This window comes from Salinibacterium sp. GXW1014 (genome assembly GCF_044769865.1).
In the GTDB taxonomy this organism is placed as follows: domain Bacteria; phylum Actinomycetota; class Actinomycetes; order Actinomycetales; family Microbacteriaceae; genus Homoserinimonas.
In genome coordinates, this window is record NZ_JBIZWA010000001.1 from 1,558,854 (window position 1) to 1,574,495 (window position 15,642).

Annotated in this window: 17 protein-coding genes; 14 read left to right on the forward strand and 3 right to left on the reverse strand. The window is 69.4% G+C overall.

Features of this window, described 5'->3' with window-relative positions; genetic code table 11:
• The first annotated feature begins 51 nt into the window (after positions 1–51).
• Positions 52–660, forward strand: coding sequence for a 50S ribosomal protein L17 (gene rplQ / locus ACIQK7_RS07730; RefSeq protein WP_403022938.1), 609 nt, complete (start codon positions 52–54; stop codon positions 658–660).
• Between the two features lie 109 nt (positions 661–769).
• On the opposite strand, the gene ACIQK7_RS07735 is transcribed toward rplQ, so the two are convergent.
• Positions 770–2,704 carry an acyltransferase family protein gene (locus tag ACIQK7_RS07735; RefSeq protein WP_403022941.1) on the reverse strand — a complete coding sequence of 645 codons (1,935 nt, stop codon included), beginning with the start codon at positions 2,702–2,704 and terminating at the stop codon, positions 770–772.
• Positions 2,705–2,742: 38 nt separating this feature from the next.
• Here ACIQK7_RS07735 and ACIQK7_RS07740 point away from each other — a divergent pair, with 38 nt between their 5' ends.
• The 4 genes from ACIQK7_RS07740 to glmM all read left to right on the forward strand — a co-directional run bounded on the left by ACIQK7_RS07740 (position 2,743) and on the right by glmM (position 6,263).
• Complete coding sequence (locus tag ACIQK7_RS07740; protein WP_403022944.1) at positions 2,743–3,666, forward strand: tRNA pseudouridine synthase A; 924 nt, start codon at positions 2,743–2,745, stop codon at positions 3,664–3,666.
• 242 nt (positions 3,667–3,908) lie between these two features.
• Positions 3,909–4,355 (forward strand): 50S ribosomal protein L13, encoded by a 447-nt coding sequence (gene rplM, locus ACIQK7_RS07745; RefSeq protein WP_325210773.1) that lies wholly within the window; start codon positions 3,909–3,911, stop codon positions 4,353–4,355.
• 33 nt (positions 4,356–4,388) lie between these two features.
• On the forward strand, positions 4,389–4,874 hold the full coding sequence (gene rpsI, locus ACIQK7_RS07750) for a 30S ribosomal protein S9 (RefSeq protein WP_325210772.1): 486 nt from the start codon (positions 4,389–4,391) through the stop codon (positions 4,872–4,874).
• A gap of 24 nt (positions 4,875–4,898) precedes the next feature.
• A complete protein-coding gene (gene glmM / locus ACIQK7_RS07755; protein WP_403022948.1) occupies positions 4,899–6,263 on the forward strand; it encodes a phosphoglucosamine mutase in 1,365 nt (454 codons plus the stop codon).
• 12 nt (positions 6,264–6,275) lie between these two features.
• On the opposite strand, the gene coaA is transcribed toward glmM, so the two are convergent.
• Positions 6,276–7,223 (reverse strand): type I pantothenate kinase, encoded by a 948-nt coding sequence (coaA, locus tag ACIQK7_RS07760; RefSeq protein ID WP_403022951.1) that lies wholly within the window; start codon positions 7,221–7,223, stop codon positions 6,276–6,278.
• 69 nt (positions 7,224–7,292) lie between these two features.
• On the opposite strand from coaA, the gene glmS reads away from it, so the two are divergent.
• The 9 genes from glmS to ACIQK7_RS07805 all read left to right on the forward strand — a co-directional run bounded on the left by glmS (position 7,293) and on the right by ACIQK7_RS07805 (position 14,448).
• Positions 7,293–9,149: a glutamine--fructose-6-phosphate transaminase (isomerizing) gene (gene glmS / locus ACIQK7_RS07765; protein ID WP_403022954.1), complete on the forward strand. Its 1,857-nt coding sequence runs from the start codon at positions 7,293–7,295 to the stop codon at positions 9,147–9,149.
• Positions 9,150–9,152: 3 nt separating this feature from the next.
• Complete coding sequence (locus ACIQK7_RS07770) at positions 9,153–9,524, forward strand: holo-ACP synthase (RefSeq protein WP_403022957.1); 372 nt, start codon at positions 9,153–9,155, stop codon at positions 9,522–9,524.
• On the forward strand, positions 9,521–10,624 hold the full coding sequence (gene alr, locus ACIQK7_RS07775) for an alanine racemase (RefSeq protein WP_403022960.1): 1,104 nt from the start codon (positions 9,521–9,523) through the stop codon (positions 10,622–10,624). The genes ACIQK7_RS07770 and alr overlap by 4 nt, the downstream gene beginning before the upstream one ends.
• On the forward strand, positions 10,612–11,100 hold the full coding sequence (tsaE, locus tag ACIQK7_RS07780; RefSeq protein ID WP_403022962.1) for a tRNA (adenosine(37)-N6)-threonylcarbamoyltransferase complex ATPase subunit type 1 TsaE: 489 nt from the start codon (positions 10,612–10,614) through the stop codon (positions 11,098–11,100). Before alr ends, tsaE begins: the two co-directional genes overlap by 13 nt.
• Complete coding sequence (gene tsaB / locus ACIQK7_RS07785; RefSeq protein WP_403022965.1) at positions 11,100–11,723, forward strand: tRNA (adenosine(37)-N6)-threonylcarbamoyltransferase complex dimerization subunit type 1 TsaB; 624 nt, start codon at positions 11,100–11,102, stop codon at positions 11,721–11,723. Before tsaE ends, tsaB begins: the two co-directional genes overlap by 1 nt.
• On the forward strand, positions 11,720–12,214 hold the full coding sequence (gene rimI / locus ACIQK7_RS07790; protein WP_403022968.1) for a ribosomal protein S18-alanine N-acetyltransferase: 495 nt from the start codon (positions 11,720–11,722) through the stop codon (positions 12,212–12,214). Before tsaB ends, rimI begins: the two co-directional genes overlap by 4 nt.
• On the forward strand, positions 12,211–13,257 hold the full coding sequence (gene tsaD, locus ACIQK7_RS07795; RefSeq protein ID WP_325210764.1) for a tRNA (adenosine(37)-N6)-threonylcarbamoyltransferase complex transferase subunit TsaD: 1,047 nt from the start codon (positions 12,211–12,213) through the stop codon (positions 13,255–13,257). Before rimI ends, tsaD begins: the two co-directional genes overlap by 4 nt.
• A gap of 94 nt (positions 13,258–13,351) precedes the next feature.
• Positions 13,352–13,750 (forward strand): DUF4190 domain-containing protein, encoded by a 399-nt coding sequence (locus ACIQK7_RS07800; RefSeq protein ID WP_325210763.1) that lies wholly within the window; start codon positions 13,352–13,354, stop codon positions 13,748–13,750.
• 80 nt (positions 13,751–13,830) lie between these two features.
• Entirely contained in the window at positions 13,831–14,448 is a 618-nt protein-coding gene (locus ACIQK7_RS07805; protein ID WP_403022972.1) for a DUF4190 domain-containing protein, read from the forward strand.
• Here the strand turns inward: ACIQK7_RS07805 and ACIQK7_RS07810 are convergent.
• Positions 14,442–15,623, reverse strand: a complete 1,182-nt coding sequence (locus ACIQK7_RS07810; RefSeq protein WP_403022975.1) for an SAM-dependent methyltransferase — start codon at positions 15,621–15,623, stop codon at positions 14,442–14,444. The genes ACIQK7_RS07805 and ACIQK7_RS07810 overlap by 7 nt on opposite strands.
• Positions 15,624–15,642: the final 19 nt, after the last annotated feature.

Consider the following 15,642-nt stretch of genomic DNA (forward strand, 5'->3'; position numbering starts at 1 on the left):
CGGCCGTCTGCCTGCCTGACACCCCCTTTTTGATTACTGGAGATCTAGAAAATGCCTAAGCCCACCAAGGGTGCCCGCCTCGGAGGCGGTCCCGCGCACGAGCGGCTCATGCTCGCCAACCTGGCGGCTGCCCTCTTCACCCACAAGAGCATCAAGACGACCGAGCTGAAGGCCAAGCGCCTGCGCCCCGTCGCCGAGCGCATGGTCACCTTCGCGAAGCGTGGCGACCTGCACTCGCGTCGTCGCGTGCTGTCGGTCATCCGCGACAAGAGCGTCGTGCACGAGCTCTTCACCGAGATCGCACCGCTCGTTGCTGAGCGTGAGGGCGGCTACACCCGCATCACGAAGCTCGGCTTCCGCAAGGGCGACAACGCGTCGATGGTGCAGATCGAGCTCGTGCTCGAGCCCGTCAACGCCAAGCCGAAGGCCAAGGCTGACAAGCCCGCCAAGGCCGAGAAGCCCGCCGCCGAGGAGCCCGTCGCCGACGAGACGACGGATGTCACGGAGGAGACCCCCGCGACGGAGACCCCCGTCGAGGAGACCGCTGCTCCCGCCGACGAGGCGTCGGTCGAGGCGACCAACGAGGCTGCTGACGAGGCGACCGCCGGCACTCCCGAGGGCGCTGCCCCCGAGGGTTCGGCCAACCAGCAGAAGGACTAGTTCCGCAAGGAACATCGCGAAGGCCCCGCTCATCGAGCGGGGCCTTCGTCGTTCCTGGACCGCGGCGGCATGGCTGAACGTGCGCGGCATCGCCACGGCGACCGTCGGTCTAGGTGGGCTGCGGCGCGAGCCCGTAGTCGCGCGGTCCGACGACGGGCGGTAGTTCGGCGAGGCGCTGTAGGGCGTCTTGCACGGCGGCCGCGTAGACGAGCCCGCCCGCATCACCGGGGTGGATCTGGTCGCGAGCAAGGAGCCGCAGCTGGGGTGCGATGGAGTCCCGCCAGTTCGCGAGCTCCACGTCGCGGTACTGCTGCGCGAACGACGTGAGGGTCGAGTTCACCCCGTCGGTCCACCAGCGTGGCGCGTGCACGTTGACGAGCACGAGCTGGTGTGCGGTGCCGAGCAGCTCGCGAACTTCGGCGAGCGTCTCGGTGTCGACCGGGCCGTTGGTGCCGAGGCCCAGCAGCACGACGGGGCGAAGGGTGCCCGCGTCGAGGTGCGCACGGATGAGTGCTGGTGCGCTGGAGAACTGCCGGGAGACGGCGGCGTCGATATCGATGCCGGGGAGCACCTGCTGCATTGAGGCAGCGGAGGCGAGCATGACGGAGTCGCCGATCGCCGTGATCTGGTCGCCACCCGGGATCTCGGCTGGCGCGGACTGTGCCTCAGCCTCGGTCTCTCCGCCGTCTCCGGGAGCAGCGGGTGCCGGAGTCGCGGCATCGCGGATCGCATCCTGTCCCGCCTGGATCTGCTGCTGCACGCTTCCCGTTCCGGGGTCGGCCGCGATGCCCGCGATGGTTCCCGCGGTCAGGGCGATGCTGCAGACGATTGCGAGGCCGGATGCCACGGCACGGCCCCAGCGCCGGGTCACCGTGCGCGCAGGGTCGACGCTGGCCCCGCGCCATCCGCTCAGCGCACGCCATCCCGCTTGGGTCGCACCGCGGAAGCCGAGCCGTCGCACCGGTTGCTCGAGGTATGCGTAGGAGAGCTGCGCGGCGATGACTGTCACGAGGAGGGCGATTCCCGCCGTGATCCATGGTGCGCCCGGCCCGGGGGAGAGATCGGTGACGACGGCGGCCGCCAGCACGTGCACGGGCCAGTGCCAGAGGTAGAGGCCGTAGGAGCGTTCGCCGATCCATGCGAGGGGGCGGATATCGAGCGCGCGGCCGAGGCGTGACTCCGGCTGAATTCCCGCGAGGATGACGAGCGCGGTGAGTGCCGCGACGATCGCGAGACCGCCGCGGTAGGTGAGCGCGGAGTCGTCGCGCAGCACGAAGGCCGCCGCGATGACCAGGCCGAGCGCGGTCACGCCGGCCGCCTGGATGGCCTTGGCACCTCGACCGCTGGGTCCGGATTGCGCGATGAAGGCGAGCGCCGCTCCCAGCGCGAGCCCAAAACTGTGCGTGTCGGTGCCGAAGTAGGCGCGGGTGGCGTCGCCCGCCGGGTCGGCCGTGAGCGCCATGCCGATGGCTGATGCGACGGCGAGGACGAGCAGGATGGCGATCCGGAGGCGTCGCGCGGGCACGAGGAGCAGGAGCAGCAGCAACGCTGGCCAGACGACGTAGAACTGTTCCTCGACGGCGAGAGACCAGAGGTTCCTGAAGAGCTCTGGCGTGGAGTCGTCGAAGTAGCTCTGGCCCGCCGCGACGGCGATCCAGTTGCTGCTGAAGGTGGCCGCCCCGAGCACCTGCAGCCCGAGCCCGATGAGCACGTCGCCGCCGATGAGCCAGGCGATGCCGCCGCAGGTGATGACGAGCAGCCCGATCGCGGGGAGCAGCCGTCGCGCGCGGCGGAGCCAGAAGCGCCCGAGGTGGATGCGCCCGTCGCGTTCGCGTTCGCGCAGGAGCAGCGAGGTGATGAGGAAACCGCTGATGACGAAGAAGATGTCGACGCCGAGGAAGCCGCCGGGGAGTGCCGCGGGCATGAAGTGGTAGACGATGACGGCCAGCACCGCGACGGCACGTAGCCCGTCGAGGCCTGTGAAGCGCCCGGCTGCCGGGGTGCCGCGGAGGGCAGGCTCGGTCGTACTGGGTGTCGCGGTCATGGCCTATCGATGGTAGCCGGGACTCGTAGACTCGGCCTGTGGATTCGCAGACGACGGTGGCAGGCGACGCGACCACACGCATCCGTCTCGACATTGCCTACGACGGTTCGGGCTTCAGCGGCTGGGCAAGGCAGCGGGGCCAGCGCACGGTGCAGGGCGAGATCGAGGCGGCGCTCGGGGTGCTTCTCAAGCGGCATCCTCCGGCGCCTCGACTGGTGGTTGCGGGACGAACGGATGCGGGCGTGCACGCGACGGGCCAGGTCGCCCACATCGACCTCACCCCTGACCAGCTGGCCGCCCTCCCGCTCGGGAGGCGGCCCGGCTCGAAGGGCGCGGCAGCGAACAGGACCGCGGATGCCGACGGCCCAGAGTCCCTGGCGCGTCGCATCAACGGCATCGCTGGCCTCGATAGTGACTTCGTCGTGCACCGCAGCGCCGTCGCACCCACCGGCTTCGACGCGCGGTTCTCGCCCGTGTGGCGCCGTTACGTATATCGGGTCGGCGACTCCTCGGTGGCGAGGAACCCGCTCCTGCGCCACAACACGGTCTGGTACCCGGCGCCCCTCGACGAGGCGCGCATGAATGAGGCGGCGGCCGAGCTCCTGGGCCTGCACGACTTCGCCGCCTACTGCCGGCCGCCGCAGGAGGGCGCGACGACCGTTCGCACCCTGCAGGAGTTCTCCTGGCGGCGCGATGCCGACGGCGTGCTGGTGGGGGAGGTGCGGGCCGATGCCTTCTGCCACAGCATGGTGCGCTCGCTGGTCGGCGCGTGTGTCTCGGCGGGGCGCGGAGTGCTCACGGCGACCCGCGTCGGCGAGATCCTGGAGGAGCGCGTGCGCGGCAGCGAGTTCAAGGTCATGCCCGCGAAGGGGCTCACGCTGGTCGAGGTCGGTTACCCGAGCGACGCAGAACTGGGTGCGCGTGCCGAGCAGACGCGCGCCCGCCGCGACCCCCTCGACTGACCCCGCTTTCCCAACTCAGGAGTCTCGGGCTGTGCCGGTCGGCCGGTGAAGTGACTCCTGAGTTGGGAACGTGAAATTGACCGACGGATGCCCGTGGGATAGAGTTTCCCCTTGGTGTGTGCGTCTTGTGCGCCGCGCCCGATCTTGAGCCCTCCACCGGCCTGTTCTCACGTCATCGATGTGACAACCGCCACCGGAGTGGGATTCACGAACACCTCACTCGATCAGAAAGCAGCACTATTGTGACTCGCACATTTTCTCCCACGCCCGCTGACGTCAAGCGCGAATGGCTCGTCATCGACGCGACCGACGTCGTGCTGGGCCGTCTGGCCAGCCACGCTGCGACGCTTCTGCGTGGCAAGCACAAGCCGACCTTCGCGCCCCACATGGACATGGGTGACTTCGTCATCATCATCAACGCAGACAAGGTCGCGCTGACGGGTTCCAAGCTCGCGCAGAAGAAGGCCTACCGTCACTCGGGTTACCCGGGCGGCCTCAAGGCCACGAGCTACTCGGAGCTCCTCGAGACGCGCCCTGAGCGTGCGGTCGAGAAGGCCATCCGCGGCATGCTCCCCAAGAACTCGATCGGTCGCGCCCAGCTCGCGAAGCTCAAGGTCTACTCGGGCCCGGAGCACCCCCACGCTGCCCAGCAGCCCAAGACCTACACCCTCGGCCAGGTCGCGCAGTAGCGCCGGCCGTAAGAAATAAGGATTTCGAAGACTATGGCGAAGATCGCAGACTCCATCGAGCAGGCTCCCGAGAGCTTCACGACTGAGACCCCCGCATCGGAGGCGCCCAAGGCTCCCCGTGCCGTCCTCAACGTTTCCGGCGCAGCCGTCGGCCGTCGCAAGCAGGCCATCGCCCGCGTGCGCATCGTCCCCGGCAGCGGCAGCTTCACGGTCAACGAGCGTCAGCTCGCCGACTACTTCCCCAACAAGCTGCACCAGCAGCTCATCAACGACCCGTTCAAGGTGCTCGACCTCCTCGGCAGCTACGACGTGACGGCCAAGATCACGGGTGGTGGCCCCTCGGGCCAGGCCGGTGCACTCCGCCTTGCGATCGCTCGCGCGCTCAACGAGGTCGACCGCGAGAACAACCGCGCGACCCTCAAGAAGGCTGGCTTCCTCACCCGTGACGCTCGCGTCATCGAGCGCAAGAAGGCTGGTCTCAAGAAGGCCCGCAAGGCGTCGCAGTTCTCCAAGCGCTAATCCTTTCCGGCGACGGACAAAGGAATGGCTCGGCTGTTCGGTACCGACGGTGTTCGGGGTCTCGCTAATCGCGACCTGACCGTCGAACTCGCGCTCGGCATCGCACAGTCTGCGGCCGTCGTGCTCGGCAAGGGCCGAGTCGCTGACGGCCGCAGGGCCTCCGGCCGCCGTCCCGTCGCGGTGATTGCACGTGACCCCCGAATCTCGGGCGAATTCATCTCGGCCGCTGTGGCCGCTGGGTTCGCGAGTTCGGGGGTCGACGTGCTTGACGCGGGGGTCATTCCGACGCCCGCTGCCGCATTCCTCATCGAGGACATCCGCGCCGATTTCGGCGTCATGATCTCGGCGTCGCACAATCCGGCTGACGACAACGGCATCAAGCTCTTCGCGGTGGGCGGTGTCAAGCTTCCCGACATCGTCGAGGACCGCATCGCGGATGCCTATGAGAAGGGCCGCAAGCTCGCGCCGACTGGCGTGGAGGTTGGGCGCATCCGTCGCTTCGCCGACGCCGAGGACCGCTACGTGCTGCACCTCCTGTCGACGCTTCCTGCGCGGCTCGACGGGCTGCACATCGTGCTCGACTGCGCGCACGGCGCCGCATCCGGTGTCTCGCCGCAGGTGTTCACGGATGCCGGTGCCCGCGTCACTGTGATCGGCGCCGATCCCGACGGCTTCAACATCAATGATGGTGTCGGCTCGACCCACATCGATCGCCTCGCGGAGGCGGTCGTCGCGCATGAGGCAGACCTCGGCATCGCCCACGACGGTGACGCCGACCGCTGCCTCGCGGTCGATCACACGGGCGCCATCGTGGATGGCGACCAGATCATGGCCATCCTCGCCCTTTCTCTCAAGGAGCGGGGCCTGCTCAAGCACGACACACTCGTTGCCACGGTCATGAGCAACCTCGGGCTGCGCCTCGCGATGGAGGAGAACGGCATCTCGACGGTGCTCACCTCGGTCGGCGACCGCTACGTGCTGGAGGCGATGGAGGAGCACGGTTACAACCTGGGCGGCGAGCAGTCTGGCCACGTCATCATGAGCGATCATGCGACGACGGGCGACGGCATCCTGACGGGCCTCCAGCTGGCGGCCGAAGTCACTCGCACCGGAAAGTCCCTGGCAGAGCTCGCCTCGGTCATGACCGTGTACCCGCAGGTCATGATCAACGTGAAGGGCGTCGACCGTACGGCCCTCGAGGGCAACGAGATCATCGCATCCGCTGTCTCGGGCTGGGAGGAGCGCCTCGGTTCCACGGGTCGCGTACTTCTGCGCCCTTCCGGCACGGAGCCGATGGTGCGCGTCATGGTCGAAGCGGCCGATCACGAGACCGCGCAGCAGGCAGCTGAGGAACTCGCCGCCGTCGTTCGCGAGCAGCTCGCGAACTAGCTGCGGGATCTCTCAGATCTTGCGCAGCAGGATCTTGCGCACCGCGTGATCCGCGTCCTTGCGCAGCACAAGTGTCGCGCGCGACCGTGTGGGAAGGATGTTCTCACTCAGGTTGGGAAGGTTGATGCTGTTCCAGATGCCTGAGGCTGTCTCCCGCGCCTGCTGCTCGTCGAGTGACGCATAGCGGTGAAAGTATGACTCGGGGTCGGCGAATGCCCCGCGCTGCAGTTTGAGGAAGCGCTCCTCGTACCAGCGGGCGATGTCGTTCGTGCGGGCGTCCACATAGATGCTGAAGTCGAAGAGGTCGCTGAGCGCGAGGGTGTGGCCTGGCTGCGGGGGCTGCAGCACGTTGAGCCCCTCGACGATGAGGATGTCGGGCCGCCGCACGACGACCTCGGCCCCGGGGATGATGTCGTAGGTGAGGTGCGAGTAGACGGGCGCGCGCACTTCGGCGACGCCGCTCTTGACCTGGGTGACGAAGCGCAGGAGGCTGCGGCGGTCGTAGGACTCGGGAAAGCCCTTGCGCTGCATGAGACCTCGCCGCTCGAGTTCGGCGTTGGGATGCAGGAACCCGTCGGTCGTGAGGAGCGCAACGCGTGGTGTCGACTCCCAGCGGGCCAGGAGCACGCGCAGGAGGCGGGCGATGGTCGACTTACCCACCGCGACCGAACCGGCGACGCCGATCACGAAGGGTGTCGTGGGGGAGCGTTCCCCGAGAAAGCCGCTCGTCGCCGCGTGGAGCTCGCGGGCGCCCACGACGTAGAGGTTGATGAGCCTGCTGAGCGGCAGGTAGACGTCGGACACCTCGTCGACACCGAGTGCGTCGCCGAGGCCACGGAGCCCGACGATCTCCTCTTGGGAGAGCGGCAGCTTCGTCGCTGGCGCGAGTTCTGCCCAGGCCGCCCGCTCAATCTCGACGAATGGCGTGCTGCCTGGCGCGCCTGTTGTGGGGTCGGACATCGCTGAGAAGCCTAGCGCGAGCGGGGCGCGCGAATTTCCGCTCAGCACCGCTGGCATAGAATCGGGCGCATGTGTGGAATCGTGGGATACGTCGGAACCGACAAGAGCATCGAGGTGCTGATGGGCGGTCTCCGTCGTCTTGAGTACCGTGGCTACGACTCAGCTGGCATCGCGGTGCTGGGTGCGGACGGCACCCTTGACACCCGCAAGAAGGCGGGCAAACTGCAGATGCTCGCCGACGAGCTGGTTTCGCAGCCGGTCGCGAATGGCGCCACCGGCATCGGCCACACCCGCTGGGCGACGCACGGTGGTCCCACCGACTCGAACGCGCATCCGCACCTCGGCGATGACGGCCGCCTGGCACTCATCCACAACGGCATCATCGAGAACTTCGCCGAGCTCAAGCAGGAGCTGCTCGACGAGGACCCCGAGACGGAGTTCCTCAGCGAGACCGACAGTGAGGTCGCCGCGCTCCTCGTGGGCCGCGCCTACCGTCGCACCGGCAACCTCGCCGAGGCGCTTCGCGAGGTCGTCGCGCGCCTGCACGGTGCCTTCACGCTGCTCGTCATGCACGTCGATGAGCCGGGTGTCGTCGTGGGGGCACGCCGCAACTCGCCGCTCGTGATCGGGCTCGGTGACGGCGAGAACTTCTTGGGTTCGGATGTCGCGGCATTCGTCGAGCACACGCACCGCGCGATGGAGATCGGTCAGGACCAGCTCGCCATCATCACCCCCGACAGCGTCACCGTCACCGACTTCGACGGCCACGCGGTCGAAGCCAAGACCTTCGAGGTCGCCTGGGATGCCTCCGCCTCGGAAAAGGGCGGCTGGTCGAGCTTCATGGCGAAGGAGATCAGCGAGGAGCCCGAGGCTGTCGCGAAGACCCTCCTCGGGCGCGCGACGGAGGACGGCGTGAACATCGCCGAACTCGATGGCATCGGCGACGACGCGCTCCGTGCCATCGACCGCATCGTGATCGTCGGCGCGGGCACGGCCAACTACTCGGGCATGGTCGCGAAGTATGCGATCGAGAAGTGGGCCCGCGTGCCCGTGGACGTCGAGCTCGCGCACGAGTTCCGCTACCGCGAGCCGATCCTCACCCCCGACACGCTCGTCGTCTCGATCAGCCAGTCGGGCGAGACGATGGACACGCTCATGGCGGTCAAGTACGCGAGCGAGAACGGCGCGCGCACGGTGTCGATCTGCAACACGCAGGGTGCGACGATCCCGCGCGAGTCCGACGCCGTCATCTACACGCACGCCGGCCCCGAGGTGGCGGTCGCCTCGACCAAGGCCTTCGTCGCCCAGGTGATCGCGCTCTACCTGCTCGGACTGCACATCGCGACGGCCCGCGGCACCCTGTCGGCGCAGGAGGTCGCCTCCGCGGTCGAGGAGCTTCAGGCGCTTCCCGACAAGATGGCGACCGTGCTCGAGGAGCACGAGACCATCAAGCAGATGGCCGGCTGGATGGCCGACACGCGTTCCGTGCTGTTCCTTGGCCGCCACGTGGGCTTCCCCGTCGCGCTTGAGGGTGCGCTCAAGCTCAAGGAGATCGCCTACATCCACGCGGAGGGCTTCGCGGCCGGTGAGCTCAAGCACGGTCCCATCGCGCTGATCGAGCCCGGCATCCCGGTCTTCGTCGTCGTGCCGAGCCCGCGCGACCCCGACTCGCTGCACAAGAAGGTCGTCTCGAACATCCAGGAGATCCGCGCTCGCGGCGCCCGTGTGCTCGCGATCGCGGAGCAGGGCGACGCGGCAGTGCTGCCCTACGCGGATGTCGTGCTGCCGATCCCGCTCGCGGGTCGCTTCTTCGAGCCGCTGCTCGCGGTCATCCCGCTGCAGATCTTCGCGATGGAGCTCGCTTCGGCCAAGGGCCTCGACGTCGACCAGCCGCGTAACCTCGCCAAGTCCGTCACGGTGGAGTAGGCCGTGATCCTCGGGGTGGGCGTCGACCTGGTCGATCTCGCCCGCTTCGAGCGGGCGGCGAGCCGGACTCCGAGGCTCCTCGACCGCCTGTTCGCCGAGAGCGAACAGTGGGCGGATGGCCGTCGGCGTTCGCTGCCCTCGCTCGCGGCACGGTTCGCCGCGAAGGAGGCGCTCATCAAGGCGGTCGGAGATTCGACCGGGATGCGCTGGCACGACATGCGCGTCGTCTCGAACGAGCTGCGCAACCCCTCGTTTGAGCTGCACGGCGGCATCGCCGAGATCGCCGAGCGGCGCGGCATCGCTACCTTCCACCTCTCGATGAGTCACGACGGCGGTCTCGCGATCGCCTACGTCGTCGCGGAGGGCCGGGCATGAGTGGGCGGATGCGCGAGGCATCCGTCTCGCTGTCGGCCATCAGCGGCAACGTGGCCAGGCTCCGGGAGCTTGCGGGCGGCACACCGGCCATGGCGGTCGTCAAGGCCGACGGCTACGGGCACGGAACCGCCGAGGTGGCGCGCGCCGCGCTCGAGGGCGGCGCGGAGCGGCTGGGGGTCGCCGACATCGGCGAGGCACTCGTGCTGCGCAAGTCCGGCATCTCGGCGTCGATCCTCGCGTGGTTGCACGCACCGGACGAGGACTTCGTGGCTGCGGCGGCTGCCGGCATCGAGCTCGGGCTGAGCCGCGTCGAACAGCTGGAGCGGGCAGCGGCGACGGATGCCACGCCCACTGTGCACCTCAAGGTCGACACGGGTCTCGGTCGCAACGGCGCCGAGCGTTCCTCCTGGCCCGCCTTCTTCGAGCGTGCCGCGACGTTGGAACAGCAGGGGCGCATCCGCGTCGAGGGGATCTTCTCGCACCTCGCGAACGCGGGCCGTGAGGAGGACCTTGCGCAGGTCGCAGCCTTCGAGGCGGCGACGGTAGCGGCTCACGACGCCGGCCTGCGCCCGCGATGGCGGCACCTGGCGGCCACGGCCGGCGCGATCGATGTGCCCGAGGCGCGCTTCGACCTCGTGCGGCTCGGCATCGGCATGTATGGGCTCTCTCCCTTCGACGACCGGGATTCTCGATCACTCGGGCTGCGGCCGGCGATGCGGCTCTCCGCGGAGGTGGCCTCCGTCAAGCGGGTGCCGGCCGGCTCGGGGGTCTCCTACGGGCTCACCTATCGCGCCCAGCGCGAGACGACGCTCGCCCTCGTGCCGCTCGGATACGCGGACGGCATTCCCCGCCAAGCCTCCGGCCTCGGCCCCGTCGCGATCAACGGCGGCACCTTCCGGGTCGCGGGTCGCATCGCCATGGACCAGTTCGTGGTCGACGTGGGCGACACGGAGGTCGCCGTCGGCGACCGCGCCGTGCTCTTCGGCGACCCAAGCGATGGTGCGCCCACGGTCGACGAGTGGGCGACGGCGGCGGGCACGATCAACTATGAGGTCGTGACACGGATCGGTCCGCGGGTGGAGAGGGCGTGGCATCCGTGATCGAGCGCATGATCGAGACGCCCGAGGCGATGGGCGAGCTGGGGGCGCGGATCGCGCGTCAGCTGCGCGCGGGCGACGTCGTCGCGCTCAACGGTGAGCTCGGGGCGGGCAAGACCACCTTCACACGCGGGCTCGGTGACGCGTTGGGCGTTCGCGGCCCCGTGACGAGTCCGACCTTCGTGCTGGCCCGCACGCATCCGAACCTGGGCGACGGCCCGCCTCTCGTGCACGTCGACGCCTACCGGCTCTCGCACCCCGCCGAGCTGGACGACCTCGACATCGACTTCGAGGCATCCGTCGTCGTCGTGGAGTGGGCGGCAGGCATGCTCGACGCGGTCGTCGATGAATGGCTCGAGATCGCGATCCATCGGCCCAAGGGCGCCGACACGGCGGTCGAGGGCGAGGAGCCGGTCGAACCCCGGCGGGTGACGATCGAGGGCCATGGCCCCCGCTGGCGCGAGATTAGGCTGGACTGATGCTCCTCTCCATCGACACCTCGGCGGGCACCTCGGTCGCCGTCGTCGACCGCGATCGGGGCATCATCGCCGAGCTGGCTGAGAGTGACACGCGTCGCCACGCCGAGGTCGTCGGCGAGCTCATCGCGCGCTGCCTCGAGCAGGCGGGGGTCAAGGTCGCCGATCTCTCCGGCGTCGCGGTCGGCATGGGGCCGGGCCCGTTCACGGGGCTTCGCGTCGGCATCGCGGCTGCGCAGGCCTTCGCGCTCGGCGCGGCCAAGCCGCTCGTGCGGGTCGTGAGCCACGACGCCATCGCCTTTCAGCACTACGCGGCGGGAAGTGCCGGGCCGCTTCTGGTGGTGACGGATGCCCGCCGCCGCGAGGTCTACTGGTCCGCCTACTCGGGCGTCGATGCTGAGGGGCTCCCTGTGCGTTCGGGCGAGCCGGCCCTCGCGGCTCCCGCGGAGTTGCCCACTGACGCAGGGGTGACCCGCATCGACGCCGCTGAGGTGTCGGCCGGTGCCGCCGGGATGCTCGCCGAGCTGCTGTACTTCCACGGGCGCGACTTCGCGGGCGCAGAGCCGCTCTACCTGCGGTCGCCTGACGTGACCCTCTCCGCTGGCCCGAAGCGTGTGACGGGATGACCTGGTTCCTCCGCCGCGCGGGCCTCGGCGACCTCGCCGACATCATGCGCATCGAGACGGCGACCTTCGCGAACGACGCCTGGTCGGAGAAGGCCATGGCGGGTGAGCTCGGCAGCGAGCACACCTACTATCTGGTGGCCGAGCGGAACGACACTGGCGAGGTGCAGGGCTACGCCGGCCTGCTTGCCCCCGCGGGGTCGCGACAGGGTGATATCCAGACGATCGCGGTCGATGAGGCCGCCCGCCGCGGAGGTCTCGGACGCGCCCTCATGCTGCAACTCATGGGGGAGGCGAGGCAGCGGGGAGCGCGTGAAATGTTCCTCGAGGTGCGGGCCGACAACCCGGGGGCGAAGCGACTCTACGAGGAGCTCGGATTCGAGATCCTCGGGGTGCGTCCCCGCTACTACCAGCCCGACGGGGTCGACGCCATCGTCATGAGGGCGACCCTGGAGCATCCGATCGCCGGCGTTGCCGAGGAGGGAGCATCATGACCCGCGAGCCACTCGTGCTGGGTATCGAGACCAGCTGCGATGAGACGGGCGTCGGCATCGTGCGCGGCACCGAGCTCCTCGCCAACGTCATCGCCTCCTCCATGGACGAGCACGCCCGCTACGGCGGCGTCGTGCCCGAGATCGCCGCGCGCGCCCACCTCGAGGCCATGAACCCGACGCTCGAAGAGGCACTGAAGCGGGCGGATGTCTCGCTCGCCGAGCTCGACGCCATCGCCGTCACGAGCGGCCCCGGACTCTCGGGCGCCCTCATGGTCGGGGTCGGCGCTGCCAAAGCGCTCGCCGTGGCGACAGGCAAGCCCCTCTACGCCGTCAACCATCTCGTGGGACACGTGGGGGCCGACGTGCTGACGGGTGAGGACGTCGAGTACCCGACGGTCGCGCTGCTCGTCTCCGGCGGCCACACCTCGCTGCTGCTCGTGCGCGACCTCGTGAGCGATGTCGAGATGCTGGGCGAGACGATCGACGATGCGGCGGGGGAGGCCTTCGACAAGGTCGCGCGACTGCTCGGCTTGCCCTACCCGGGCGGTCCCGAGATCGACAGGGCTGCGGCATCCGGTGATCCCAAGGCCATTCGTTTCCCGCGCGGGCTGAGTCTGCCCAAGGACATGGCGAAGCACCGCTACGACTTCTCGTTCTCGGGCCTCAAGACGGCCGTCGCGCGCTGGGTCGAGCAGAAGCGCGATGCCGGCGAGGAGGTGCCGGTGGCGGATGTCGCGGCGAGCTTCCGCGAGGCCGTCGCCGACGTGCTCATCACGAAGGCCGTCGCCGCCTGCCGCGACCTCGGTGTGCCGCGCCTGCTGCTCGGTGGCGGCGTCGTCGCGAACGCTCGCGTGCGTGCCCTCGCGGAGGAGCGGTGCGCGGAGGCCGGGATCGCGCTTCGCATTCCGCCCTTCTCGCTCTGCACCGACAATGGGGCCATGATCGCGGCCCTCGGGGCGCAGCTCGTCGCGGCGGGGCGGGAGCCCTCCGGGCTCGGCTTCGGCGCCGACTCGACCCTCCCCGTGACGAGCATCCAGGCGTAACGTCGAAGAAAGCGGGTGTCGTTCGTTGACACCCGTTCGGGGTGCTGTCACCATAGGCACCGCATCAATCCGACGTTTCATCAAGGAGACTCCCGTGTCTGAATCCATGCCGGCTGCCGCCCCGGAGCCCACCCCCTACTCCGCCGCACCCGCCGGTGGCGCGCCCAAGAAGGCGCCCGTGCTGAGCATCATCGCGCTCATCGCCGGAATCCTGGGCCTCCTCGGGTCGTGGATCGGCCTCTTCTCGCTCTTCGGCCTCATCGGCGTCATTCTGCCGATCGCCGCGATCATCCTCGGCTTCCTCGGCAAGTCGAAGGAGCCGCAGGCGTCGAAGGGCCTCTGGCTGACGGGCATCATCACGGGCTTCGTCGGCCTCGCGATCACGGTGCTCCTCGTCATCGTGAGCACCGCCTTCATCGGTGCGATCAGCGAGCAGTACAGCGACATGACGCCGTACGAGCTCGAGCAGCAGCTCGAGGAGCTCAACAACTAGTTGCAGTCACCGAAGGGCCCGAGTCGAACGACTCGGGCCCTTCGCTGTTGCCGGGGGCGGGCATCCGACAGAATGGCTGCATGAGCACTCACAACCCCGACGAGGTTCCGCCGGTCCCCACGCCCCCTGCCGAGCAGGTGCCCGCGCCCGAGCCGATGCCAGAGGTCGCCGCCTCCGAGGCGCCCTCACCCGGCGCGCCCGCGGCGGATGCTGCCCCGGCCGCCTCGCCCTATGGCCCCGCGGCCACGGCGAGCGACGCGACGGCGGCAGCGCAGCCCGAGCAGCCCTACGGGGTTCCGCAGCAGCCGCAGGGCTCGGCCCAGCAGCCCTACGGCGCCACCCAACAGCCTTACGGGGGAGCGCAGCAGCCCTACGGTGCAACACAGCAGCCCTACGGCGGAGCGCCCTACCAGTCGGCGCCGGCGGGTCCGCCCAAGGGGCTCAGCCTCACCTCGATGATCACGGGCATCGCGGGCGTCTTCCTGAGCCTCTTCGGCGGCCTCGGGTTCCTCCCCGCCCTCGCGGGTGTCATCTTCGGCCACATCGCGCAGCGCCGCGAGCCCCACGGCAAGCCCTTCTGGCTCACGGGCATCATCACGGGGTACTCAGGCCTGGCGATCAGCCTGCTCTGGGGCCTCATCTGGATCATCCCGGCCTTCTTCTTCCTCGTGGCGGGAGCCTCGGGCGGCTACTACTGAGTCGCCCGCTCTGCCAGTAGCGCAACGCGTCGGCCCGCCACCCTCGTCAACACGAGGGTGGCGGTGCCGTCTCCGCGGGGTGCGAGGCGGCGGCGGAACGCGGCGGGGTCGATGTCGACGCCGCGCTTCTTGATCTCTACCCGGCCGATGCCGCGCACCTGCAGTTCGCGCTTGAGGCGGCGCTCGTCGAGTGGGAGCTGCTCGATGATGCGGAACCGCGACGCGAAGGGCGTGTCGACGGCACGGTCACTCGTGATGTAGGCGATGTCCTGGCTCACCATTCGCCCGCCAAGTTGGCGCGCGAGGTCGCCGATGAGCCGTGCCCGGATCACCGCGCCGTCGGGCTCGTAGAGGTACTCGCCGAGCTCGCCCGCCTCCGCGTCCTCGCTGTCGGCCGCCGAGGTGAGTTCAGCGGCGCCCCGTTCCGTGATGACGAGGGCGGAGCGACGGATGCCCGGCCTCGCGACAGCGCCCAGCCAGACTCCCAGCTCCACCACGTCGTGGTCGACCGAGACCCACTGGGCCTCGGCGTCAGCGGGGATCACGTCGCGGTCGACGCCCGGTCCGAGCTTGACGCCCACGGGCATCTGCTCGGCCAGGCCGAAGGCGAAGTCGAGGCTGGGGGACCAGTCGGCGGGGTCGTGGAGCCGCCCGCGCTCGTTGCGTCGCGCGGGGTCGAGCCACGCGGCATCCGTCCCGGCCAGGTCAACGTCCTGCGCCGAGGCGTGCTCGACCGTGACGGACGCCCAGGGGGAGAGGTTGTACGCGGCGATCGCGGCGGTCACCTCATCGCGCTCGACCGCGAGCACGCCGAGGTCGAGCGCGGCCATCGCGAGTGAGTCGGCGCCGATGCCGCAGCCGAGGTCGGCGACGCGCGTAACGCCAGCGGTGCGAAAGCGCTCCGCATGCCTTGCCGCGACGCTCAGCCGGGTGGCCTGCTCGAGCCCCGCCTCGGTGAAGAGCATCCGCTCGGCGAAGGGGCCGAACTTGGCAAGCGCGCGATGCCGCAGCCTTGCCTGCGTGAGCACCGCGGCGACGAGGGCGGGCGGATGACCGGCACCCCGGAGCTCGCTCACCATGCGTACGACATCGCCCTTGCTGTCGTAGGGCGGCAGGGAGTCGAGAAGCCGCAAGCCCTCGGGCGTCAGCAGGTGGGTGAGCTCGGCGGAATCCATCCGGCCCATTATGGCTGCA